This window comes from Tuberibacillus sp. Marseille-P3662 (genome assembly GCF_900178005.1).
In the GTDB taxonomy this organism is placed as follows: domain Bacteria; phylum Bacillota; class Bacilli; order Bacillales; family Sporolactobacillaceae; genus Marseille-P3662.
In genome coordinates this window covers 20126-38699 of sequence record NZ_FXBS01000005.1, presented here as the reverse complement: position 1 = coordinate 38699, position 18574 = coordinate 20126, and the positions used below count along the sequence as shown (strand labels likewise).

Here is an 18574-nt window from a genome sequence, read left to right as displayed (position 1 = left end):
CTCTAAATATTACGATTATAGTCTATTTTTTCAATCATTTTTGTTACTTAACTATATGTTCTTATAATTCGACGCAATTCCGTCTAAAATGGGGGTAGAAGTTCTGGGTCCTTTCTTGACATAATGTATCGAGATTAGTATATTCTTGAAAAAGAGACGGACTGAAGTTCTGCCTGTGAAAAGCGGAGGAGGATGCTAAATGGCGGAAAACAAAAATACTTTTTATATTACTACCCCAATCTATTATCCCAGCGGACGTCTACATATTGGACATGCCTATACGACCGTTGCTGGTGATGCGATGGCCCGTTATAAGCGATTGCAAGGATTTGATGTGATGTACCTTACGGGCACGGATGAGCATGGGCAAAAGATTGAACGAAAAGCTGAAGAGAAGGGGGTTTCTCCCCAAGCTTACGTCGATGATATTGTCAGTAGTATCCAAGCTTTGTGGAAAAAGCTCGATATTAGTCATGATGATTTTATTCGTACGACCGAAACCCGCCATAGAACAGCGGTGCAGACGATCTTCAAAAAACTTGTTGATCAAGGTGACATTTACCTTGATGAGTATGAAGGCTGGTATTGCACTGATTGTGAATCCTTTTATACCGAACGGCAATTGGACGACGACAAGTGTCCAGACTGTGGTCGGCCGGTTGAAAAAGTCAAGGAAGAGTCGTATTTCTTCCGCATGAGTAAATATTCGGATCAACTTTTAAAATTTTATGAGGAAAATCCTGGGTTTATACAGCCTGAGTCTCGAAAAAATGAAATGATTAATAACTTTATTAAACCGGGTCTAGAGGATTTGGCAGTGTCGAGAACGGCATTTGAGTGGGGGATCCCCGTTCCAGACAATCCTAAGCATGTCGTTTATGTCTGGATTGATGCCTTAACGAATTATATTAATGCCTTAGGATATGGATCTAATAACGATGCACTCTATCAAAAATTTTGGCCCGCAGATGTCCATTTAATGAGTAAAGAGATTGTGCGCTTTCATACCATCTATTGGCCGATCATGCTCATGGCTCTTGGAGAACCTTTGCCGAAAAAAGTTTTTGCCCATGGTTGGTTGTTAATGAAGGATGGAAAGATGTCGAAGTCAAAAGGCAATGTTGTTCATCCTGAACCTATTGTTGATCGCTATGGTCTTGATGCATTGCGCTATTATTTACTTCGTGAAGTGCCTTTTGGCTCTGATGGTGTCTTTACGCCGGAAGCCTTTGTGGAGCGAGTTAATTTTGACTTGGCTAATGATCTTGGCAATTTGCTTAACCGAACCGTGGCCATGGTCAGTAAATATTTTGATGGAACCATTCCCGCTTATAAGGGGAATGTAACCGCCTATGATCAGGAACTTAAGACATTTGCTGAAGAAACTATTGTTAAAGTTGAAAAGCAAATGGAAGAGCTCCAATTCTCTGTGGCCTTGTCACATCTCTGGGAATTAATTCGCCGGACCAATAAGTTCATTGATGAAACGGAACCGTGGAAATTAGCTAAGGATGACAGTAAGAGAGACCATCTTGCATCAGTGATGGTTCATTTATCGGAGTCATTGCGGAGCATTGCTGTTATGTTACAACCCTTTATGACATCAACACCGCAGAAAATATTTAGTCAACTAGGTGTTAACGATGATGCCTTGAAAAATTGGGATAGCTTGAAGACTTTTGGGGTGAGTCATGGTAACTGGCAGGTTCATAAAGGTCAACCGTTGTTCCCGCGCTTAGATGTTGAAGAGGAAGTCCAATATATTCTTGATAAAATGCATGGAAATGGGTCTTCAGGAACGGATGATCAAAAGGAAAAGCAACCTGAAACGTCGGAGGAACCAGCTATTGATATCAATGACTTCGGGAAGGTTGATTTGCGCGTCGGAACTGTTATTGATGCAGAACCTGTGAAGAAGACAGATAAGCTTTTGAAGCTCCAACTTGATATGGGAGCTGGACAAAAGCGGCAAGTTGTCTCGGGGATTGCTGAGCATTACCACCCAGATACTTTAGCGGGCCAAAAAGTCATTGTTGTCGCCAATCTTAAGCCGGTTAAATTACGTGGGGAAACTTCCGAAGGCATGATTCTTGCTGGTGAGGAAGACGGCGTATTAAAATTAGCTTCTGTTGACGAGACGTTACCGAACGGAACCAAAATTAAATAAATGGGTTGGGGCGGGGTAATGATCCGTCCCAATTTTTTATTTGAATAAGTCAATTTCATAAATGCTTATATGCATCATTGATCCGAACAATCAAACGGTCTAATGTATTAATGTTTGTCAATTCAGCGCGTTAACATCGTTGGTTGAAACGGCAGGCGGCGACTCCTGCGGGAATAGCATGAGTCTTGAGACCCCGCAATGCGAAGCATGAGGAGGCTCAAGCCATGCCCGCGGAAAGCGTCCGCCTAGAGTGGAAATCAACAGGCCAAGCACACTGACAATGTTTGGGTTTTTTGCTTTAGTCTTGAATTATGAAATTGACTTGAATAAGTCAATTTAATTGAATTGAAATGTTTTTGTTGTTTCATAGTCATAATATCATGTTAGAATAACAAAATTGTGAGGGATTTTTATGCTATTTGATACACATACGCACATTAATGCAGAGGAATTTAAAGAGGATTTTGATGATGTTCTAGAACGAGCGGACGACGCAGGTGTTACTAATATGATCGTTGTCGGCTTTGATGAGCAGACGATTCAGGATGCTGTGAAGATCATTGAAACCTATGATTATATTTACGGTGCTGTTGGTTGGCACCCTGTTGACGCCATTGATATGACAGACGATCATCTGCGCTGGATAGAGGAGCTAAGTCAGCATCCCAAGGTCGTTGCTATAGGTGAAATGGGTCTGGATTATCATTGGGATAAGTCTCCAGCAGACGTGCAAAAAGATGTTTTTAGAAAACAAATTCGCTTGGCTAAAAAGGTAAATATGCCAATTATTATTCATAACCGTGAAGCGACCGACGATATTGTCCAAATCCTTCAAGAGGAAAATGCAGAGGACGTTGGCGGTATTATGCATTGTTATAGTGCTGATCTTGAGACAGCCAAAACCTGTCTGGATATGAACTTTTATATCTCTTTTGGCGGGCCTGTCACATTCAAAAATGCTAAGCTTCCAAAGGAAGTGGCTAAGGAAATTCCACTTAATCGATTGCTAGTAGAAACTGATTGTCCGTTTCTCAGCCCCCATCCGTATCGGGGTAAACGAAATGAGCCGGCACGGGTGAAACTCGTTGCCGAACAAATTGCAGCCTTAAAAGGGATCAGTTATGAGGAAATTGTACAAATAACTTCCGACAATGCTAAACAATTATTTAGCTTGAAATAAAACACGGCGAGCTATTAACCGATATATTTCGGCATAAGCAGCCCCATGATTGTTGTCGAAAGCGTCACCCGGAAGGAAAGATGTCGAACGGTTAATGGTTTGCCATCTATTAAAATGTGGTTATAATAGTCACTGTATCTCAAAGCAGATATCCTTACTCGGTTACTCTTAGGAGGGATAAGATGCGACCTGTTCAAATCAAAGCAACCATCTCGGTCTTAACTTTTGGTTTGCTCACGTTTGCGTTCTCTTACATAACGTATGCGGCTACGGCAAAAACTATGACTCTAGTAAAAGACGGGGAAACTATCCAAATGAATACACATGCAGATACTGTTGCTGATGTTTTGCAAGATTACGGGATAACAGTGGACAAGCATGATAACGTCAGTCCCAGCTTAGATCAGCCCATATTGGATCACATGACGGTGGCTTGGGATCCAGCTAGTGCTGTTACGTTTAAGCAAGATGGTAAGCAAAAAACCATTTGGACAACTGCTGATACCGTGGGAGTGTTTCTAAAAAAACAAGATATTGATATAAATGGCAAAGATATTGTCAAGCCAGGAAAGCAGGCAAAAATAAAAGATGGGATGACGGTTGCTTTCAAACCTTCGTTCCAATTTAAGTTGAAAGTCGCTGGCAAATCTAAAAAAATGACGGCAACCAAACAGACGGTTAAGTCATTTTTAACTCAAAAAGGTATTGACTGGGATAATAATGACCGTATCGAACCAGGGCTTGATCACAAACTTAAGCCAGGTATGAATGTCAATGTTGTTAGAGTTAATAAGGTGAACAAAGTCAAATATGAGACTGTTGCTCATGACGTTGTTAAGCGGCCTGATCAGGATATGGCAAAAGGGAATACGAACGTCATTTCTGATGGCCAAAAGGGCAAGAAAGCCAAACACTATACTGTGATCAAAGAAAACGGTAAAGTGGTTAAGCGTCAATTAGAGAAAACGAATTTTGTCAAAAAAACCAAACCAAAAATTGTTGCTTATGGAACGAAGGAGTCGCAGCCTGTCCAAGTCTCTCATAGTAAGAGCAGCAAGGGCAGTGATAATAGTAAAACAATGTATATGGTCTCCACAGCCTATACAGCGAATTGTAACGGATGTCACGGCACCACAGCGACGGGTATTAATTTAGAAAAGCACCCAAACAAGAAAGTCATTGCCGTTGATCCCAGTGTAATCCCATTGGGAACTAAAGTTTATGTTGAAGGCTATGGTTATGCTGTTGCCGGAGATACGGGCAATGCTATCCAAGGCCGTAAGATTGATGTGTTTTTCTCCAATCAATCCAAAGCAAATCAATGGGGCGTTAAACGGGTTAAAGTTAAAGTGTTAAATTAGACAGTGCAGCGAGTGTCTCACTCCTGCACTTTTTTTATGGAGTCTATATATATGACGAATAGGATTACAAAAAAGTTTCAGATTGTCATAAAAAAAGTTAAAATATATAGCAAACGATATTTTTTATTGGAGCGAATAATGGTGTATATCAAGGAAATGATTGTTGTTGAAGGAAAAAGTGATACCATAGCTATTAACAATGCTGTTCAAGCTGATACGATTGAAACGAACGGTAGCGACGTCAATGATCGATTGATTCGAGTGATTAAACGGGCCCAGCATAAGCGAGGGGTTATTATTTTCACGGACCCGGATATACCGGGTGAAAAGATCCGCAAGGCTATCAGTCAACAAGTACCAGGATGCAAACATGCCTTTATCACAAAACAGCAGGGCTTCAAGGGCCGGCATCAGAGTTTAGGCATTGAACATGCGACACCTGATATTATACGTCAATCTCTGGAAAATGTTTATACGGAATCCACCCATCCGGAACCCTCTGTTTCTTATAATACGCTAATAGAGAACGGTTTGATTGGCGGCAGAAAGTCCAAGATCCGGCGTGAGCGAATCGGTGAGATTCTTAATATTGGTTACACGAATGGCAAACAATTTTATAAAAGGTTAAGGGCTTTTCACGTAACAGAGATCGAATTTGAGAGCGCCTTAAAACAAGTGCTTCAGGAGGAAGACAATGAGTGCTAGAGAGAAATTAATCGCAAATCCTAAGAAAACAAAAAAATTATTAGCAAAACATCATTTGGTACTAAAGAAGAGCCTGGGCCAAAACTTTTTGATTGATGAGACGATTTTGGATCAAATTGTTGATGCAGCAGGTGTTGATGAAACCACAGGCGTGATTGAAATTGGCCCAGGGATCGGCGCTCTAACCCAAGTGCTTGCAGAAAAGGCGGACCGTGTGTTGGCTTTAGAAATTGATCAACGGCTTAAACCATTACTTAAAGAAACATTGCATGACTACCCTAATGCGACTGTTCATTTTGCCGATGTGTTAAAAGCAGATATGAAAAACTTGATTGAGCAAACGTTTCGACCTGAAAGTAAAATCATAGTGGTTGCTAATCTTCCTTATTATGTGACAACCCCTATTCTTATGAAGTTATTAACGGAAAATCTCCCGGTTTCCAGCGTGGTCGTTATGATTCAGAAGGAGGTTGCTGATCGGATGGAGGCGGACCCGGGAGATAAAAGTTATGGCAGTTTATCTGTGGCCGTTCAATATCACTCGGAACCGAAAGTCGTTATGAACGTTCCTAAGACCGTGTTTGTACCGCAACCCAACGTTGATTCGTCCGTGATCAAACTGGATATTAGGAAAGAAAAACAAGTTGACGTCTCCGATGAGGACTTCTTTTTCAAAGTTGTTAAAGCCAGTTTTGCCCAAAGGCGCAAGACATTGTTAAACAATTTAATGAATAATTTGTTATCTAAGGACGACAAACCTTTAATTGTGGATTGTCTAAACAAGGCTAGTATCGAACCATCGAGACGCGGAGAAACTTTAACGATTTTTGAATATGCCAACCTCAGTGCCTATCTTCAAGCCCACCTCCACAAGTAATCGTGGTCATCAAAATCTGCCTTCGTGCATATAGTGGTCATAAGGCTGTTTTTTGCCGATCCTTCACAAACATCAAGGAGGATATCCATGGCTATTCATGAAGGTGACATTGTTGCACGCAAATCATACGACGGCGATGTGTTCTTTCGCATCGTCACCATTTATCATGATCGCGGGATTGCCGAGCTTTCTGGGGAGGACTTGCGTTTATATGCGGATGCACCGCTTGATGATCTCGAGTTGGTCAGTGAAGAAAAACGGAAACAGAAAGAGCGGCGATACCAGCAACTTGAACACGATTCAAACCGCCTGTTTCACCAAGATTACCAATTACTAAAATCGAAGCGTGAATACACATCATCGAATGCCTACCGTGCATCAGTTCAACACTTTGAAATGCCGGGGCGTGTCCTCCACATAGATGGTGATCCTAATTACTTAAAAAAATGTCTTCGTGTCTATGACAAATTAGGAGTTCCTGTTATCGGTAAACATGTCAAAGAAACAGACATGCCGGATGCTGTCCCAAAATTAGTGAAACAAGTGCGCCCTGATATCCTAGTATTAACAGGTCATGACGCCTATGTTAAAAGTAAAGGGCCGACTGATGATATCAAAGCCTATCGTCATTCTAGCCACTTTATACGGACGGTTAAAGAAGTGCGCTACCATGTTTCTCATTTGGATCAACTTGTCATTTTTGCCGGTGCGTGTCAATCTCATTTTGAAAAGTTAATACGAGCAGGTGCTAATTTTGCAAGCTCACCTTCAAGAATTAATATTCATGCACTTGATCCCGTTTATTTGGTTGCCAAAATTAGTTTTACCTCATTTACGGATCAAGTTCATGTATGGGATGTTGTTAGAAATACGATGTCAGGAACAAAAGGACTCGGTGGTGTAGAAACCCGGGGAATCCTTAGAACAGGTATGCCTTATCATGACCCGCCCCAATAACTCTTTGAATCATATTCAAATGAATGCTACATACAAATATTGGGCACTCTATATCTAGATTTAATAATTGACAGCATCGGCGCTTGATTGCTATAATTTGATGTTTATTTGACAAATCAAGTCGAAAAGTGTTATAATTTGGTTAACCTTAAACGAGGTGGGTTATACGATGCCAAAGACCTTATTGGATATTAAGAGCTCTTTAGATGAAAAAGTTGGAGAGAAATTAACACTTACAGCCAACGGTGGTCGACGCAAAACCATTCACAGAGAGGGCGTTCTGGAAGAAACTTATCCATCCGTTTTTATTGTACGACTGGATGAGGAACAGAATGCTTACGAACGTGTATCGTACAGCTATACTGATGTGCTGACTGCAACCGTTGAATTATCTTTTTCGGGAGAGGCAGCAGTAAGCGGGCAGTAGGACGTTACGTCTCACTGCTTGTAAGTTCACAGAATTTAGATTAAGCTAATGACATACTTAACTCACAGTTATACAAAAAACAAGAACATAATTTTTGCCCCCTAAACAAATACTAAAGACTGCTCAGTACATGAAGGGGGTTGTCTGTAATGGGGAGACGACGCAGTATTATGTCTGACCAATTTAAAGATGAAATAGCCAAGGAATTGGGCATTTATGATACCGTTCAACAAGAAGGGTGGGGCGGTATTAGAGCTCGTGATGCGGGTAATATGGTCAAGGCGGCTATTGAAATGGGTGAAAGGCAACTAGCTGACAAAGATAAATAAGTGTTACTGAGCAAACCGGAGGCTTGTCCTCCGGCTTTTTACGTTTTATGATGTTATCAGAACATCAATTGAAGCAGGTGAAAAAATTGAGGATTGTTGAAAAGGCACCGGCGAAGATTAATCTTTCGCTAGATGTTTTACATAAACGTGATGATGGCTATCATGAAGTCAATATGATCATGACAACCATTGATCTATCGGATCGCATTGAAATCATTGAACAACCCACCGATGATATTAATATCGTCTCTTCAGCTACCTTTATTCCTGAAGACAGGAGAAATTTAGCTTTTCAAGCAGCGGAACTCATTAAGCAAAACTATAACATTAATCAAGGCATTAAAATCAACATTAACAAACATATTCCTGTAGCTGCGGGGTTAGCTGGTGGCAGCAGTGACGCAGCCGCGACGATCCGAGCTTTAAATAAATTGTGGGATTTGAACATGTCAACAACAACAATGATGGATCTTGCTTCACAAATTGGATCGGATGTTAGTTTCTGCATTAACGGCGGTACAGCGCTGGCATCAGGGCGAGGAAATGATATTCAGCCGTTACCTAGTCCGCCCTCGTGTTGGGTTGTTTTGGCTAAACCAGATCTATCGGTGTCGACAGCTGAGGTCTATGGCGGTTTGAATTTAAATCAAGCCGATCATCCTAATGTTTCGGCTATGGTTCGTGCCATTGAACAGCAAGATTATAGGCGCATGTGTGCCTTGATGGGAAATACGCTTGAAAATGTGACGATGCAGAAGTATCTTGAAGTCAAACAAATTAAGGAGCACATGATTCGTATGGATGCTGACGGTGTCCTTATGTCAGGCAGCGGGCCCACGGTATTTGGCTTGATTCGTCATGAATCCCGGGCGCAGAGGATTTACAATAGCCTAAATGGTTTTTGCCATTATGTTCATGCGGTTAGATTATATGGTGCGCAATCTGCTCTTGATTAAATACGAATAATTGTTTAATATTTATATATAAATATTCGTGTTTTAGGTGGTGGCTTATGAAAATGAAGCGAAGTGGTCGATTAGTGGATATGACCCATTATCTTTTGAGTCATCCCCATGAGGTTGTTTCACTATCGTTTTTTTCTGAACGATATGAATCAGCTAAGTCCTCGATCAGTGAGGATTTAGTGATTGTTAAGCAAAATTTTGAAAGCCAAGGGGTAGGTTGGTTAAAAACGATTGCCGGTGCATCAGGCGGGGTGATATATGTGCCTTTTGTTCAAAAGGCACAAGCAGCTGCATTCCTCAAGGATTTAGAAGAACAATTAGCGAGCGGTAACCGGTTACTTCCCGGGGGTTATTTATATATGACGGATATCCTCGGTCAGCCTGCTTTTATCCGAAGTATTGGACAGCTTATAGCCTCAATCTATGCGGGTGATTCGATTGATACCATTATCACAGTGGAGACAAAAGGCATCCCATTAGCGTATGCAGTAGCGTCACAGCTTAATACGCCGGTTGTCATTGCCCGTAAAAGCAGTAAAGTGACCGAGGGTTCAACGGTCAGCATTAACTATGTGTCAGGTTCAACGAAACGGATTCAGTCGATGGTCTTACCAAGAAGAAGTTTAACGCCAGGTGCTCGTGTCCTTATTATTGATGATTTTATGAAAGCGGGCGGAACGATTCGAGGCATGAAAAATTTAATCCAAGAATTTGATGCGGTGGTGGCTGGTGCGGCGGTTTTAGTTGAAACCAAAGAAGAAGATAAGTTGGTTGATGACTATGTGTCGTTGTTAAAGTTATCTATATCTGAAGGTGAACAATTATCGATTGAAAACGGCAGTTATTTTAACTATTATAAGGAGGTCAATTGGCATGAAAACGACTTATACTAATCAGGCTCCAGAGGCTGTGGGCCCATATTCTCAAGGGATGGTCGTTAACAACATATTTTATAGCTCAGGGCAAATCCCCTTAAAACCTGATGGGACTATGGAGGATCACCATTTGGAAGCTCAGGTCCATCAAGTCTTTGCTAATATTAAGGCCGTTCTAGAAAGTGCAGGGGCATCGCTAGAAACAGTCATCAAAACCACCGTTTTCATTACAAATATGGGTGACTTCTCGGTGGTTAATGATATTTATGGGCAATATTTCACCGATCATTTGCCGGCCCGTTCATGTATAGAAGTCTCACGTCTACCAAAAGGTGCCGCCGTTGAAATGGAAGCAATAGCCTTAGTAAAATAGTCCGTTTAAAATTTTTCGACTTTTTTTCATATTCAATGCAGGAATTTCAATGTTTTTGTTGAAACATTGTAATAGTCTCTAATATATGGGAAAAGGTGGTGCCTAATAAATGGAAATAACTGATGTCAGACTGCGACGAGTAAACACGGATGGTCGCATGAGAGCTATTGCATCAATTACCATTGATAACGAATTTGTTGTCCATGACATTCGGGTGATTGATGGGAACAATGGCATGTTTGTGGCGATGCCAAGTAAGCGAACTCCGGATGGTGAATTTCGTGATATTGCCCACCCGATTAATTCAGGGACACGTGAAAAAATACAAACCGCGGTATTAGATGAATACACCCGTGTTGGTGGGGTTGAATCGGCTTATGAAGAAGCCGGAGCTTCATAGTTTTTTCTGTTAAAAAAGGAACCTATTTTAGGTTCCTTTTTACTGTATTCTTGAAAAAATCGTTGCTTTAAGCTATATTCATTAGTGGATTGACAAGTTGGTTTGGAGGTTACCTCATGTCGAATAGATTTGCTGTCATTTTAGCAGCGGGGCAAGGGACGAGAATGAAATCAAAGTTATATAAAGTCCTCCATCAGGTTTGTGGAAAACCGATGGTTCAACATATTGTTGACCAAGTAGGGACGCTTCCCTTTGAAGATATTGTAACGATTGTGGGTCATGGCTCTGATCAGGTGCAAACACAATTAGGTGACGCAACACAATATGCCGTTCAAACGGAACAACTGGGGACGGGTCATGCTGTCCAGCAAGCGGCGCCTATTCTAGCAGCAAAGGAAGGGACAACGGTGGTCCTGTGCGGGGATACCCCGCTGGTAACAGCTGAGACGATTGACCAGCTTCTTACTTACCATGAGCGCGAGGAAGCGGCTGCAACCGTGTTGACCACTTTTCAAGATGATCCAACGGGTTACGGTCGTATCGTCCGTCAAGATAATGGTCGGGTTGCACGTATTGTTGAAGAAAAAGATGCTCATGCATCTGACAAAAAAATTACGGAGATTAATACCGGGATCTATTGTTTTGATAATCAAAAATTATTTCACTCACTACAGGAAGTAAATAATGATAATGTTCAAGGGGAATATTACTTACCGGATGTGATTGAAATTCTGTGTCAAAGGCATGAAAAAGTTTCGGGTTATAGCGGTGGTTCAGCGCAAGAAACCATTGGTATCAATGACCGCGTGGCTTTAGCTAAGGCAGAACGATTGATGCAGAAGCGGATTAATGAGGCACATATGCGCGCGGGGGTCACGCTTATTAATCCTGACGATACTTATATATCGACTGATGCTAAGATTGGTTACGATACTGTGATTTATCCAGGTACGGTGATTAAAGGGAAGGTCACAATCGGAGACGACTGTGAGATGGGTCCTAATTCTGAAATCATGGATAGTGACATTGGTAATGGAACAGTCATCAAACAATCCGTAGTTTCAAAGAGCACTGTCGGTGATCACGTGAATATTGGACCGTTCGCTCATATTCGGCCACAAAGTACATTGTCTAATGACGTCAAGGTGGGGAACTTTGTTGAGGTTAAAAAATCGACAATAGGTGATAGCAGTAAGGCTTCACACTTGAGTTATGTCGGTGATGCTGAGATTGGTCGTGAGGTTAATCTAGGTTGTGGTTCAATCACTGTTAATTATGATGGTCAGAATAAGCATCTGACAAAGGTTGGCGATGGTGCTTTTGTTGGCTGCAATGTGAATTTAGTTGCGCCTGTCACTGTCGGTAAAGGTGCTTTTGTCGCAGCTGGTTCAACGATTACTGATGATGTCAATGAGCATGATTTGGCGATTGCCCGTTCAAGGCAAAGTAACAAAGAAGGCTACGCGACGAAACTGAATCAAAAGAAACAATAACACAATGGAGGCCCTTCGCATGGCAAATTATTTGGATCCCAATTTAAAGGTTTTTTCTCTGAATTCGAACAAGGACCTTGCCGAAGACATTGCCAAACATATCGGTATTAATTTAGGGAAATCCTCGGTAAAAACGTTTAGTGACGGTGAAATTCAAATTAACCTTGAAGAAAGTATTCGTGGTTGTGATGTCTATGTTATCCAATCAACGAGTGAACCTGTCAATCAACATTTGATGGAACTTTTAATCATGATTGACGCCTTAAAGAGAGCATCTGCAAAAACAATTAATGTCGTACTTCCATATTATGGTTACGCTCGTCAAGATCGGAAGGCACGGGCAAGAGAGCCGATTACAGCTAAGCTGGTGGCCAATTTGTTAGAAACGGCCGGGGCCACCAGACTGATTACCACAGATCTTCATGCTACACAAATTCAAGGATTCTTCGATATTCCAGTCGATCAGTTGCTAGGTGTACCTATTTTATCCGAGTATTTTGAGAGTAAGAACCTTGATGATATCGTCATCGTTTCACCGGATCATGGCGGCGTCACTCGTGCCCGGAAAATGGCTGATCGTCTCAAGGCGCCAATTGCTATAATTGACAAAAGGCGACCCAAGCCAAATGTCGCTGAAGTGATGAATATTGTGGGTCAGATTGAAGGAAAAACGGCGATTATGATTGATGATATTATTGACACTGCTGGAACCATTACTCTGGCTGCTAATGCTTTGATCGAAAATGGGGCAAAAGAAGTCTTTGCTTGTTGTACACACCCCGTTTTGTCTGGGCCTGCTATTGAACGTATTGAGCATTCAAGCATCAGCGAACTCGTGGTTACGAATACAATTCCATTGCCGCAAGAGAAAAATATTGATAAAGTCACTCAATTATCTTTTGCGCCTTTGCTGGGTGAAGCTATTATCAGGGTTCATGAGAAACTTTCCGTTAGTAAGCTGTTTGATTAAGTGATTGATGATTGTCGCTGTTTTTAAGCCAATTTGAACTGACAGGCTATTTTGAACCCTAAGTTTTAAATGGTATAATAATTGGGAATGGTAGATGTAGAAAGCGAGCACTTCCCCGCTTCGCTAAGCATAATGATATCATTTTAGCAAGGAAGTCTACTCGGGCGTACTCAAAATGATTTTTAAAGGGAGTGTCTGTTTTGGTAACAGAACTAAAAGCAACGTCTAGAGACCATTCCAGCAAATCAATGACAAAAAAGATCAGACATCAAGGACAGATTCCTGCGGTTGTCTATGGACAAAAAGCGGATAATACAGCTATCGCTGTATCTGAAAATGAAATGACCCGAATTTTTCAAAGGGTGGGTCGAAACGGTGTTCTCCGGTTAGATATTGATGGCGAACGGCAATATTCCGTGATGGCCCACGATATTCAAAAGGATCGTTTAAAGGATGAAATGATCCACATTGACTTTTTACAAGTTGATATGGATACCGAGATGGATTCCGTCGTTCCTGTTCACACAACAGGTGATTCTCCGGGTGAAAAAGAAGGCGGCATTCTACAGCATTCACTTAATGAATTGAATGTAAGGGCCAAGCCAGCCGACATTCCAAGTGTCATTGAAGTTGATATTTCCGAATTAAACATCGGTGACACCGTGCAAATTTCTGAATTAACAGTTTCAGGAAATTATGAGTTGCTGGATGATCCCGAAGAGCCTGTTGTCACCATTATTCCTCCGGGCAGAAACGTTGAGGATGAAGATGATGAAGGAACTGATGGGACAGAAGTGATTCAAGACAAAGGTGAAGAAGTTCAAGACGGTGAACAAGATAACCAATAAAATGGACGAGCAGGCGTAACCTGTTAGGTTGCGCCTTTTTAGTATAAATTTTTAGCATTGATAATAAACTGTTTTTAAAGATACGCTAAAAGCCAGCAAAACCTCTTTAAAGGACTAATAGGAGTGGCAACAATGAAATTAATAGCGGGGCTGGGCAATCCCGGGAAAAAATTTGAACATACGCGGCATAATATCGGATTCGACATTATTGACCACATTTGTGATGCACACAATGTGACCTTAACGAAGACCAAATTTAATGCCCTTTTTGAAAAGACAACTCTAGGTAATGAAGATGTTGTTCTTGTTAAGCCTTTAACTTATATGAATTTATCAGGTGAAGCGATTGCACCGTTGATGAATTTTTATAAAATCCCGTTAGATCAGTTATTAGTCGTTTATGATGATTTGGATTTACCTGTAGGTCGACTTCGACTCAGACAAACGGGTGGTCCTGGAGGTCATAATGGTATCAAGGACATTATTGCCCACCTAGGCTCGCGTGATTTTAAACGCGTGCGTGTAGGGATTGGACGTCCAGATGGTCAACATAAGGTTATCGATTATGTTCTCAAAAAGTTTGATGCAGAACAACAAAGTCAAATCGATGATGTCATTGACCGTGCAGCGAATGCTTCCTTCGCTTGGTGTGAAAAACCCTTCAACCAAGTGATGAATGATTTTAACCAATGAATAAGACCGCTTATGAGTGCCGATACTATTCCTAGCCAATGAATGAAGCTGGGAGGCGGAAATAATGGACATTTTTTATAATTGCAGGCACTGCGGTGTTGGGATCGGGCAAATTAATGGGCAACGCTTTTCTACCCATCAATTAGGATTTGATCAGTTATCCAGCGAAGACCGCCAAGACATGGTACAATATGATCAATTAGGGAATGTTCATGTCTCAGCGATTTGTGAAGACTGCCAGGAGGCATTGGAACGAAATCCACATTTTCATGAATTAGATTCATTTATTCAATAAAGGCTTTGGTCACCCGCCAAGGCATTTTGTTGTTTCTAAGGGAGGAGCGTCCTGATGGAGGGACTGAAGCAATATTTTGCTCAAGAAGTTGCGGAAATAGATACAGTTATTGATGGATTTGCTGACGGAATGAACCAGCAGCTTGTGGCTGGACTGACAAATGCATCAAAATCGTTATGGATCGCTTCACTATTTGAAAAGCGGTCTAAGCCGATGGTTGTGGTGACTCACAATCTTTATCAAGCACAGAAATTATATGAAGATTTAGAAGAGTTGTTGGATCAGTCATCCGTATACCTTTATCCTGTTAATGATTTAATTGCTTCTGAAATTGCCGCTCAGAGCCCTGAACTGCGTTCTGGGCGGTTAGAAGTGCTAAATTTTTTAGCATGTGGGGGACGCGGTATCATTATCGCTCCGATTGCGGGCATGAAAAGGCTTTTGCCGCCCAAAGAATTATGGAAAAAAAGTTTGATGCCCTTCCAATTAGGGGATGTCATTAATATTGACCATATCCTGGAACAATTGAATGCCTTGGGTTATGAACGAGTAACGATGGTATCCGCACCTGGTGAATATAGTGTTCGCGGTGGTATTATTGATATTTTTTCATTAACAGATCAGAACCCGGTTCGGATTGAATTGTTTGATGACGAAGTTGATTCAATTCGTTATTTTGATAGTCATACGCAGCGGTCACTAGATCAGCTTAAGTCCATTGAAATTGGTCCGGCAAAAGAAATGCTTTTGTATTCGGATCAATACCAACATGCAGCTGAAGCTTTGGAGGGCCAGTTAGCGAAGACGCTTAAAAAGGTGAAAAGCAAAGAAGTTAAGGAACAGTTGACAGAAAAGATAGGCTATGAGATTGAACAATTGAAGGAAGAGCAGTTTTTTCAAGGCGTGGGAAAATACACATGCTTTTGTTACGATCAGCCAGCGACGCTATTAGATTATGTTGATTCGAACACGTTACTTGTTATGGATGAAATTAGTAGGATTCAAGAAATGGCTGAGCGTCTTGATCGCGAAGAAGCTGAATGGAAGACAGCGCTGATTGAAAAAGGTGAAGCGACGACAGACGTCACGCTTTCAATTGAGTGGGATGACTTTTTATCAGCTAGCCGGCATCCGATGCTTTATTTATCTTTATTTTTGCGGAACAATCCTAACATTCATCCGCAAAATGTGATGAACATGAGTTCCCGTTCTATGCAGAGTTTTCATGGACAGATGAATGTGTTAAATAATGAATGTCAGCGTTGGCAGAAAAGTGGCTATGCAGTAGTCTTTTTAGCTTCTGATAGTCAGCGGGCTGAACGTATGGCCAATATTTTGGAAGACTATGATATCAAGGCACAATTGGTAGATAAGCAATCGTATCCGGAGCGAGGAACAAGGCAAATTATCCCTATGCCATTAGCGGCTGGGTTTGAACTCCCGGAGCAAAAATTAGCCGTTATTACCGAAAGCGAAGTGTTCGCCAATAAGGGCAAGAAAACAAGAACCCCACGAAAACAAAAGGTGTCTAACGCGGAACGCCTTAAAGACTATAATGAGCTTAAGGTGGGTGACTACGTTGTCCATATTGACCATGGAATCGGGAAATATATAGGCATCGAGACGCTTGAGGTTCATGGTGTTCATAAAGATTACTTGCAAATTCATTACAAAGGCAACGACAAACTGTATGTTCCCGTTGAAAATATTGATCAAGTACAAAAATATGTTGGCTCTGAAGGTAAAGAGCCGAAGTTATATACATTAGGCGGCAGTGAGTGGAAAAAGGTTAAAAATCGGGCAAAATCCTCTGTTCAAGATATTGCTGATGATCTTATTAATTTGTATGCCCAACGCGAAGCGAGTCGAGGTCATGCCTTTGAACAAGATAGTTCGGAGCAACAGGCGTTTGAACAAGCCTTCCCTTATCCGGAAACAGAGGATCAGTTGCGAGCTGTAACTGAAATCAAAGCCGATATGGAAAGTGTTCGTCCAATGGATCGATTGTTGTGTGGTGACGTGGGTTATGGCAAAACTGAAGTCGCTTTACGTGCTGTATTTAAAGCCATTGCAGAAGGCAAACAAGTCGCTTTTCTTGTACCGACAACCATTTTAGCGCAACAGCATTTTGAGACGACACGAGAACGTTTTTCTGATTTTCCTGTTAATATCGGCATGCTCAGTCGTTTTCGTTCACGAAAGGAACAAAATGAGACGATTAAGGGTTTGGAAAAAGGTACGGTCGACATGGTGATCGGAACGCATCGTTTATTATCTAAAGATATTAAATTCAAAGACCTCGGTTTGTTGATTGTTGATGAAGAACAACGATTTGGCGTTACTCATAAGGAAAAGATTAAACAATTGAAATCCAATGTCGATGTGTTAACTTTGACAGCCACACCCATTCCGAGAACGCTCCATATGTCGATGCTCGGGGTCCGTGATTTATCAGTCATTGAGACACCACCCGAGAACCGCTTTCCTGTGCAAACCTATGTGACGGAGCATAATGGCGCGTTGATCCGTGAAGCCGTTGAACGAGAATTGGGGCGCGGTGGACAAATTTATTTTCTATATAACAAGGTGGAGTCAATTGTGCAGATGGCCGAACATATTTCTACGTTGGTGCCTGATGCACGCGTTGCTTTTGCCCATGGGCAAATGAAGGAAACCGAGCTTGAAGCAGTTATGTTGGATTTCCTAGAGGGTGCCTATGATGTGCTGGTCAGTACAACGATTATTGAAACTGGCGTGGACATTCCAAATGTGAATACACTGATTGTTCACGATGCAGACCGTATGGGATTGTCACAGTTATATCAATTGCGCGGGCGTGTCGGCCGTTCTAATCGAGTGGCCTATGCTTATTTCACGTATCAGCGGGATAAAATCATGAATGAGGTTGCCGAAAAGCGACTTGAAGCCATTAAGGAATTCACCGAATTAGGATCGGGTTTTAAAATTGCTATGCGTGATTTGTCGATTCGTGGTGCTGGAAACTTACTTGGTGCCGAGCAACATGGATTCATTGATTCTGTCGGCTTTGATCTCTATTCAAAAATGCTTAAGGATGCTATTGAGGAAAGGAAGGCCGGATCTGCAGAGTCTTCTGATGAACAGCCGGGAATCGTCTCCGGAGATAACAATGTAACAATTGAAATTGATGCTGATGCCTATATTCCTGAGGCATATATCAGTGATTCCCTACAAAAAATAGAGATGTATAAACGGTTTAAATCTGTTGAAACCATGAAGGACATTCAGGATCTTGAAGATGAGATGATCGATCGGTTTGGGGATTATCCTCGTGAAGTTATAGACTTATTTAAAATTTCTCGTATGAGAGTCTATGCCAATGATCTGTATATCGAGTCCATTAAACGCGTAAAAGACCAATTTATCGTGATATTTAGCGAAGCGGGATCGGAACAAATCGATCGTGTAGCTTTATTTCAGACCGTAAGTGATTTAGGAAGACATATTGGTTTGGGCGCTGACAATCAAAAAATAAAGTTGACAGTCAAAACGAATGCTCGGGAGCATACAAGTCAGCAAATTGAACAGCTGGCGAATGTTTTTGAGAAAATATACAAAAGCCAACGGAAAGCGGCATAGACACCAAAAATTTTATAAGAATGTATAGAATGGGTAACGAC

At 41.5% G+C, this 18574-nt stretch carries 19 protein-coding genes; 18 read left to right on the top strand and 1 reads right to left on the bottom strand.

Going from position 1 to position 18574, the window contains the following annotated elements:
* The first annotated feature begins 199 nt into the window (after positions 1-199).
* The gene (gene metG, locus B9Y89_RS06255; protein ID WP_085522387.1) at positions 200-2167 is read left to right on the top strand and encodes a methionine--tRNA ligase; all 1968 of its coding nucleotides are present in this window, start codon (positions 200-202) and stop codon (positions 2165-2167) included.
* Positions 2168-2579: 412 nt separating this feature from the next.
* Positions 2580-3347, top strand: coding sequence for a TatD family hydrolase (locus B9Y89_RS06250; protein WP_085522386.1), 768 nt, complete (start codon positions 2580-2582; stop codon positions 3345-3347).
* Positions 3348-3361: 14 nt separating this feature from the next.
* Here B9Y89_RS06250 and B9Y89_RS19325 read toward each other — a convergent pair whose 3' ends face one another.
* Positions 3362-3490 (bottom strand): hypothetical protein, encoded by a 129-nt coding sequence (locus B9Y89_RS19325; RefSeq protein WP_254901201.1) that lies wholly within the window; start codon positions 3488-3490, stop codon positions 3362-3364.
* Positions 3491-3529: 39 nt separating this feature from the next.
* Between B9Y89_RS19325 and B9Y89_RS06245 the strand changes: the two genes are divergently transcribed.
* The 16 genes from B9Y89_RS06245 to mfd all read left to right on the top strand — a co-directional run bounded on the left by B9Y89_RS06245 (position 3530) and on the right by mfd (position 18533).
* On the top strand, positions 3530-4708 hold the full coding sequence (locus tag B9Y89_RS06245; protein ID WP_085522385.1) for a G5 and 3D domain-containing protein: 1179 nt from the start codon (positions 3530-3532) through the stop codon (positions 4706-4708).
* A gap of 138 nt (positions 4709-4846) precedes the next feature.
* On the top strand, positions 4847-5413 hold the full coding sequence (gene rnmV, locus B9Y89_RS06240; RefSeq protein ID WP_139822742.1) for a ribonuclease M5: 567 nt from the start codon (positions 4847-4849) through the stop codon (positions 5411-5413).
* Entirely contained in the window at positions 5403-6290 is an 888-nt protein-coding gene (rsmA, locus tag B9Y89_RS06235) for a 16S rRNA (adenine(1518)-N(6)/adenine(1519)-N(6))-dimethyltransferase RsmA (protein WP_085522384.1), read from the top strand. Before rnmV ends, rsmA begins: the two co-directional genes overlap by 11 nt.
* 87 nt (positions 6291-6377) lie before the next feature.
* On the top strand, positions 6378-7247 hold the full coding sequence (yabG, locus tag B9Y89_RS06230; RefSeq protein ID WP_085522383.1) for a sporulation peptidase YabG: 870 nt from the start codon (positions 6378-6380) through the stop codon (positions 7245-7247).
* A gap of 169 nt (positions 7248-7416) precedes the next feature.
* A complete protein-coding gene (gene veg / locus B9Y89_RS06225; protein WP_085522382.1) occupies positions 7417-7674 on the top strand; it encodes a biofilm formation stimulator Veg in 258 nt (85 codons plus the stop codon).
* Between the two features lie 149 nt (positions 7675-7823).
* Entirely contained in the window at positions 7824-8003 is a 180-nt protein-coding gene (locus B9Y89_RS06220; protein WP_085522381.1) for a small, acid-soluble spore protein, alpha/beta type, read from the top strand.
* Between the two features lie 86 nt (positions 8004-8089).
* Positions 8090-8959, top strand: a complete 870-nt coding sequence (gene ispE, locus B9Y89_RS06215) for a 4-(cytidine 5'-diphospho)-2-C-methyl-D-erythritol kinase (protein ID WP_085522782.1) — start codon at positions 8090-8092, stop codon at positions 8957-8959.
* Between the two features lie 56 nt (positions 8960-9015).
* On the top strand, positions 9016-9861 hold the full coding sequence (gene purR / locus B9Y89_RS06210; RefSeq protein WP_085522380.1) for a pur operon repressor: 846 nt from the start codon (positions 9016-9018) through the stop codon (positions 9859-9861).
* Entirely contained in the window at positions 9842-10216 is a 375-nt protein-coding gene (locus B9Y89_RS06205) for a RidA family protein (RefSeq protein ID WP_085522379.1), read from the top strand. Before purR ends, B9Y89_RS06205 begins: the two co-directional genes overlap by 20 nt.
* Before the next feature lie 109 nt (positions 10217-10325).
* A complete protein-coding gene (gene spoVG, locus B9Y89_RS06200; RefSeq protein WP_085522378.1) occupies positions 10326-10616 on the top strand; it encodes a septation regulator SpoVG in 291 nt (96 codons plus the stop codon).
* Between the two features lie 116 nt (positions 10617-10732).
* The gene (gene glmU, locus B9Y89_RS06195) at positions 10733-12109 is read left to right on the top strand and encodes a bifunctional UDP-N-acetylglucosamine diphosphorylase/glucosamine-1-phosphate N-acetyltransferase GlmU (RefSeq protein ID WP_085522377.1); all 1377 of its coding nucleotides are present in this window, start codon (positions 10733-10735) and stop codon (positions 12107-12109) included.
* Positions 12110-12128: 19 nt separating this feature from the next.
* On the top strand, positions 12129-13079 hold the full coding sequence (locus tag B9Y89_RS06190; RefSeq protein ID WP_085522376.1) for a ribose-phosphate diphosphokinase: 951 nt from the start codon (positions 12129-12131) through the stop codon (positions 13077-13079).
* Positions 13080-13279: 200 nt separating this feature from the next.
* Positions 13280-13927, top strand: a complete 648-nt coding sequence (locus B9Y89_RS06185; protein ID WP_085522375.1) for a 50S ribosomal protein L25/general stress protein Ctc — start codon at positions 13280-13282, stop codon at positions 13925-13927.
* 132 nt (positions 13928-14059) lie between these two features.
* Positions 14060-14620: an aminoacyl-tRNA hydrolase gene (gene pth / locus B9Y89_RS06180; RefSeq protein WP_085522374.1), complete on the top strand. Its 561-nt coding sequence runs from the start codon at positions 14060-14062 to the stop codon at positions 14618-14620.
* A 64-nt stretch (positions 14621-14684) separates the two neighbouring features.
* Entirely contained in the window at positions 14685-14915 is a 231-nt protein-coding gene (locus B9Y89_RS06175; RefSeq protein WP_085522373.1) for an anti-sigma-F factor Fin family protein, read from the top strand.
* 54 nt (positions 14916-14969) lie between these two features.
* Complete coding sequence (gene mfd, locus B9Y89_RS06170) at positions 14970-18533, top strand: transcription-repair coupling factor (RefSeq protein WP_085522372.1); 3564 nt, start codon at positions 14970-14972, stop codon at positions 18531-18533.
* Positions 18534-18574: the final 41 nt, after the last annotated feature.

What these genes read in the sequence shown, in the direction of transcription:
- metG (WP_085522387.1), top strand. Translation starts at nt 200, where the DNA reads ATGGCGGAAAACAAAAATACTTTTTATATTACTACCCCAATCTATTAT.
- pth (WP_085522374.1), top strand. Translation starts at nt 14,060, where the DNA reads ATGAAATTAATAGCGGGGCTGGGCAATCCCGGGAAAAAATTTGAACAT.
- B9Y89_RS06190 (WP_085522376.1), top strand. Translation starts at nt 12,129, where the DNA reads ATGGCAAATTATTTGGATCCCAATTTAAAGGTTTTTTCTCTGAATTCG.
- B9Y89_RS06175 (WP_085522373.1), top strand. Translation starts at nt 14,685, where the DNA reads ATGGACATTTTTTATAATTGCAGGCACTGCGGTGTTGGGATCGGGCAA.
- B9Y89_RS06245 (WP_085522385.1), top strand. Translation starts at nt 3,530, where the DNA reads ATGCGACCTGTTCAAATCAAAGCAACCATCTCGGTCTTAACTTTTGGT.
- yabG (WP_085522383.1), top strand. Translation starts at nt 6,378, where the DNA reads ATGGCTATTCATGAAGGTGACATTGTTGCACGCAAATCATACGACGGC.
- B9Y89_RS06220 (WP_085522381.1), top strand. Translation starts at nt 7,824, where the DNA reads ATGGGGAGACGACGCAGTATTATGTCTGACCAATTTAAAGATGAAATA.
- purR (WP_085522380.1), top strand. Translation starts at nt 9,016, where the DNA reads ATGAAAATGAAGCGAAGTGGTCGATTAGTGGATATGACCCATTATCTT.
- glmU (WP_085522377.1), top strand. Translation starts at nt 10,733, where the DNA reads ATGTCGAATAGATTTGCTGTCATTTTAGCAGCGGGGCAAGGGACGAGA.
- B9Y89_RS06205 (WP_085522379.1), top strand. Translation starts at nt 9,842, where the DNA reads ATGAAAACGACTTATACTAATCAGGCTCCAGAGGCTGTGGGCCCATAT.
- mfd (WP_085522372.1), top strand. Translation starts at nt 14,970, where the DNA reads ATGGAGGGACTGAAGCAATATTTTGCTCAAGAAGTTGCGGAAATAGAT.
- rnmV (WP_139822742.1), top strand. Translation starts at nt 4,847, where the DNA reads ATGGTGTATATCAAGGAAATGATTGTTGTTGAAGGAAAAAGTGATACC.
- veg (WP_085522382.1), top strand. Translation starts at nt 7,417, where the DNA reads ATGCCAAAGACCTTATTGGATATTAAGAGCTCTTTAGATGAAAAAGTT.
- rsmA (WP_085522384.1), top strand. Translation starts at nt 5,403, where the DNA reads ATGAGTGCTAGAGAGAAATTAATCGCAAATCCTAAGAAAACAAAAAAA.
- B9Y89_RS06250 (WP_085522386.1), top strand. Translation starts at nt 2,580, where the DNA reads ATGCTATTTGATACACATACGCACATTAATGCAGAGGAATTTAAAGAG.
- spoVG (WP_085522378.1), top strand. Translation starts at nt 10,326, where the DNA reads ATGGAAATAACTGATGTCAGACTGCGACGAGTAAACACGGATGGTCGC.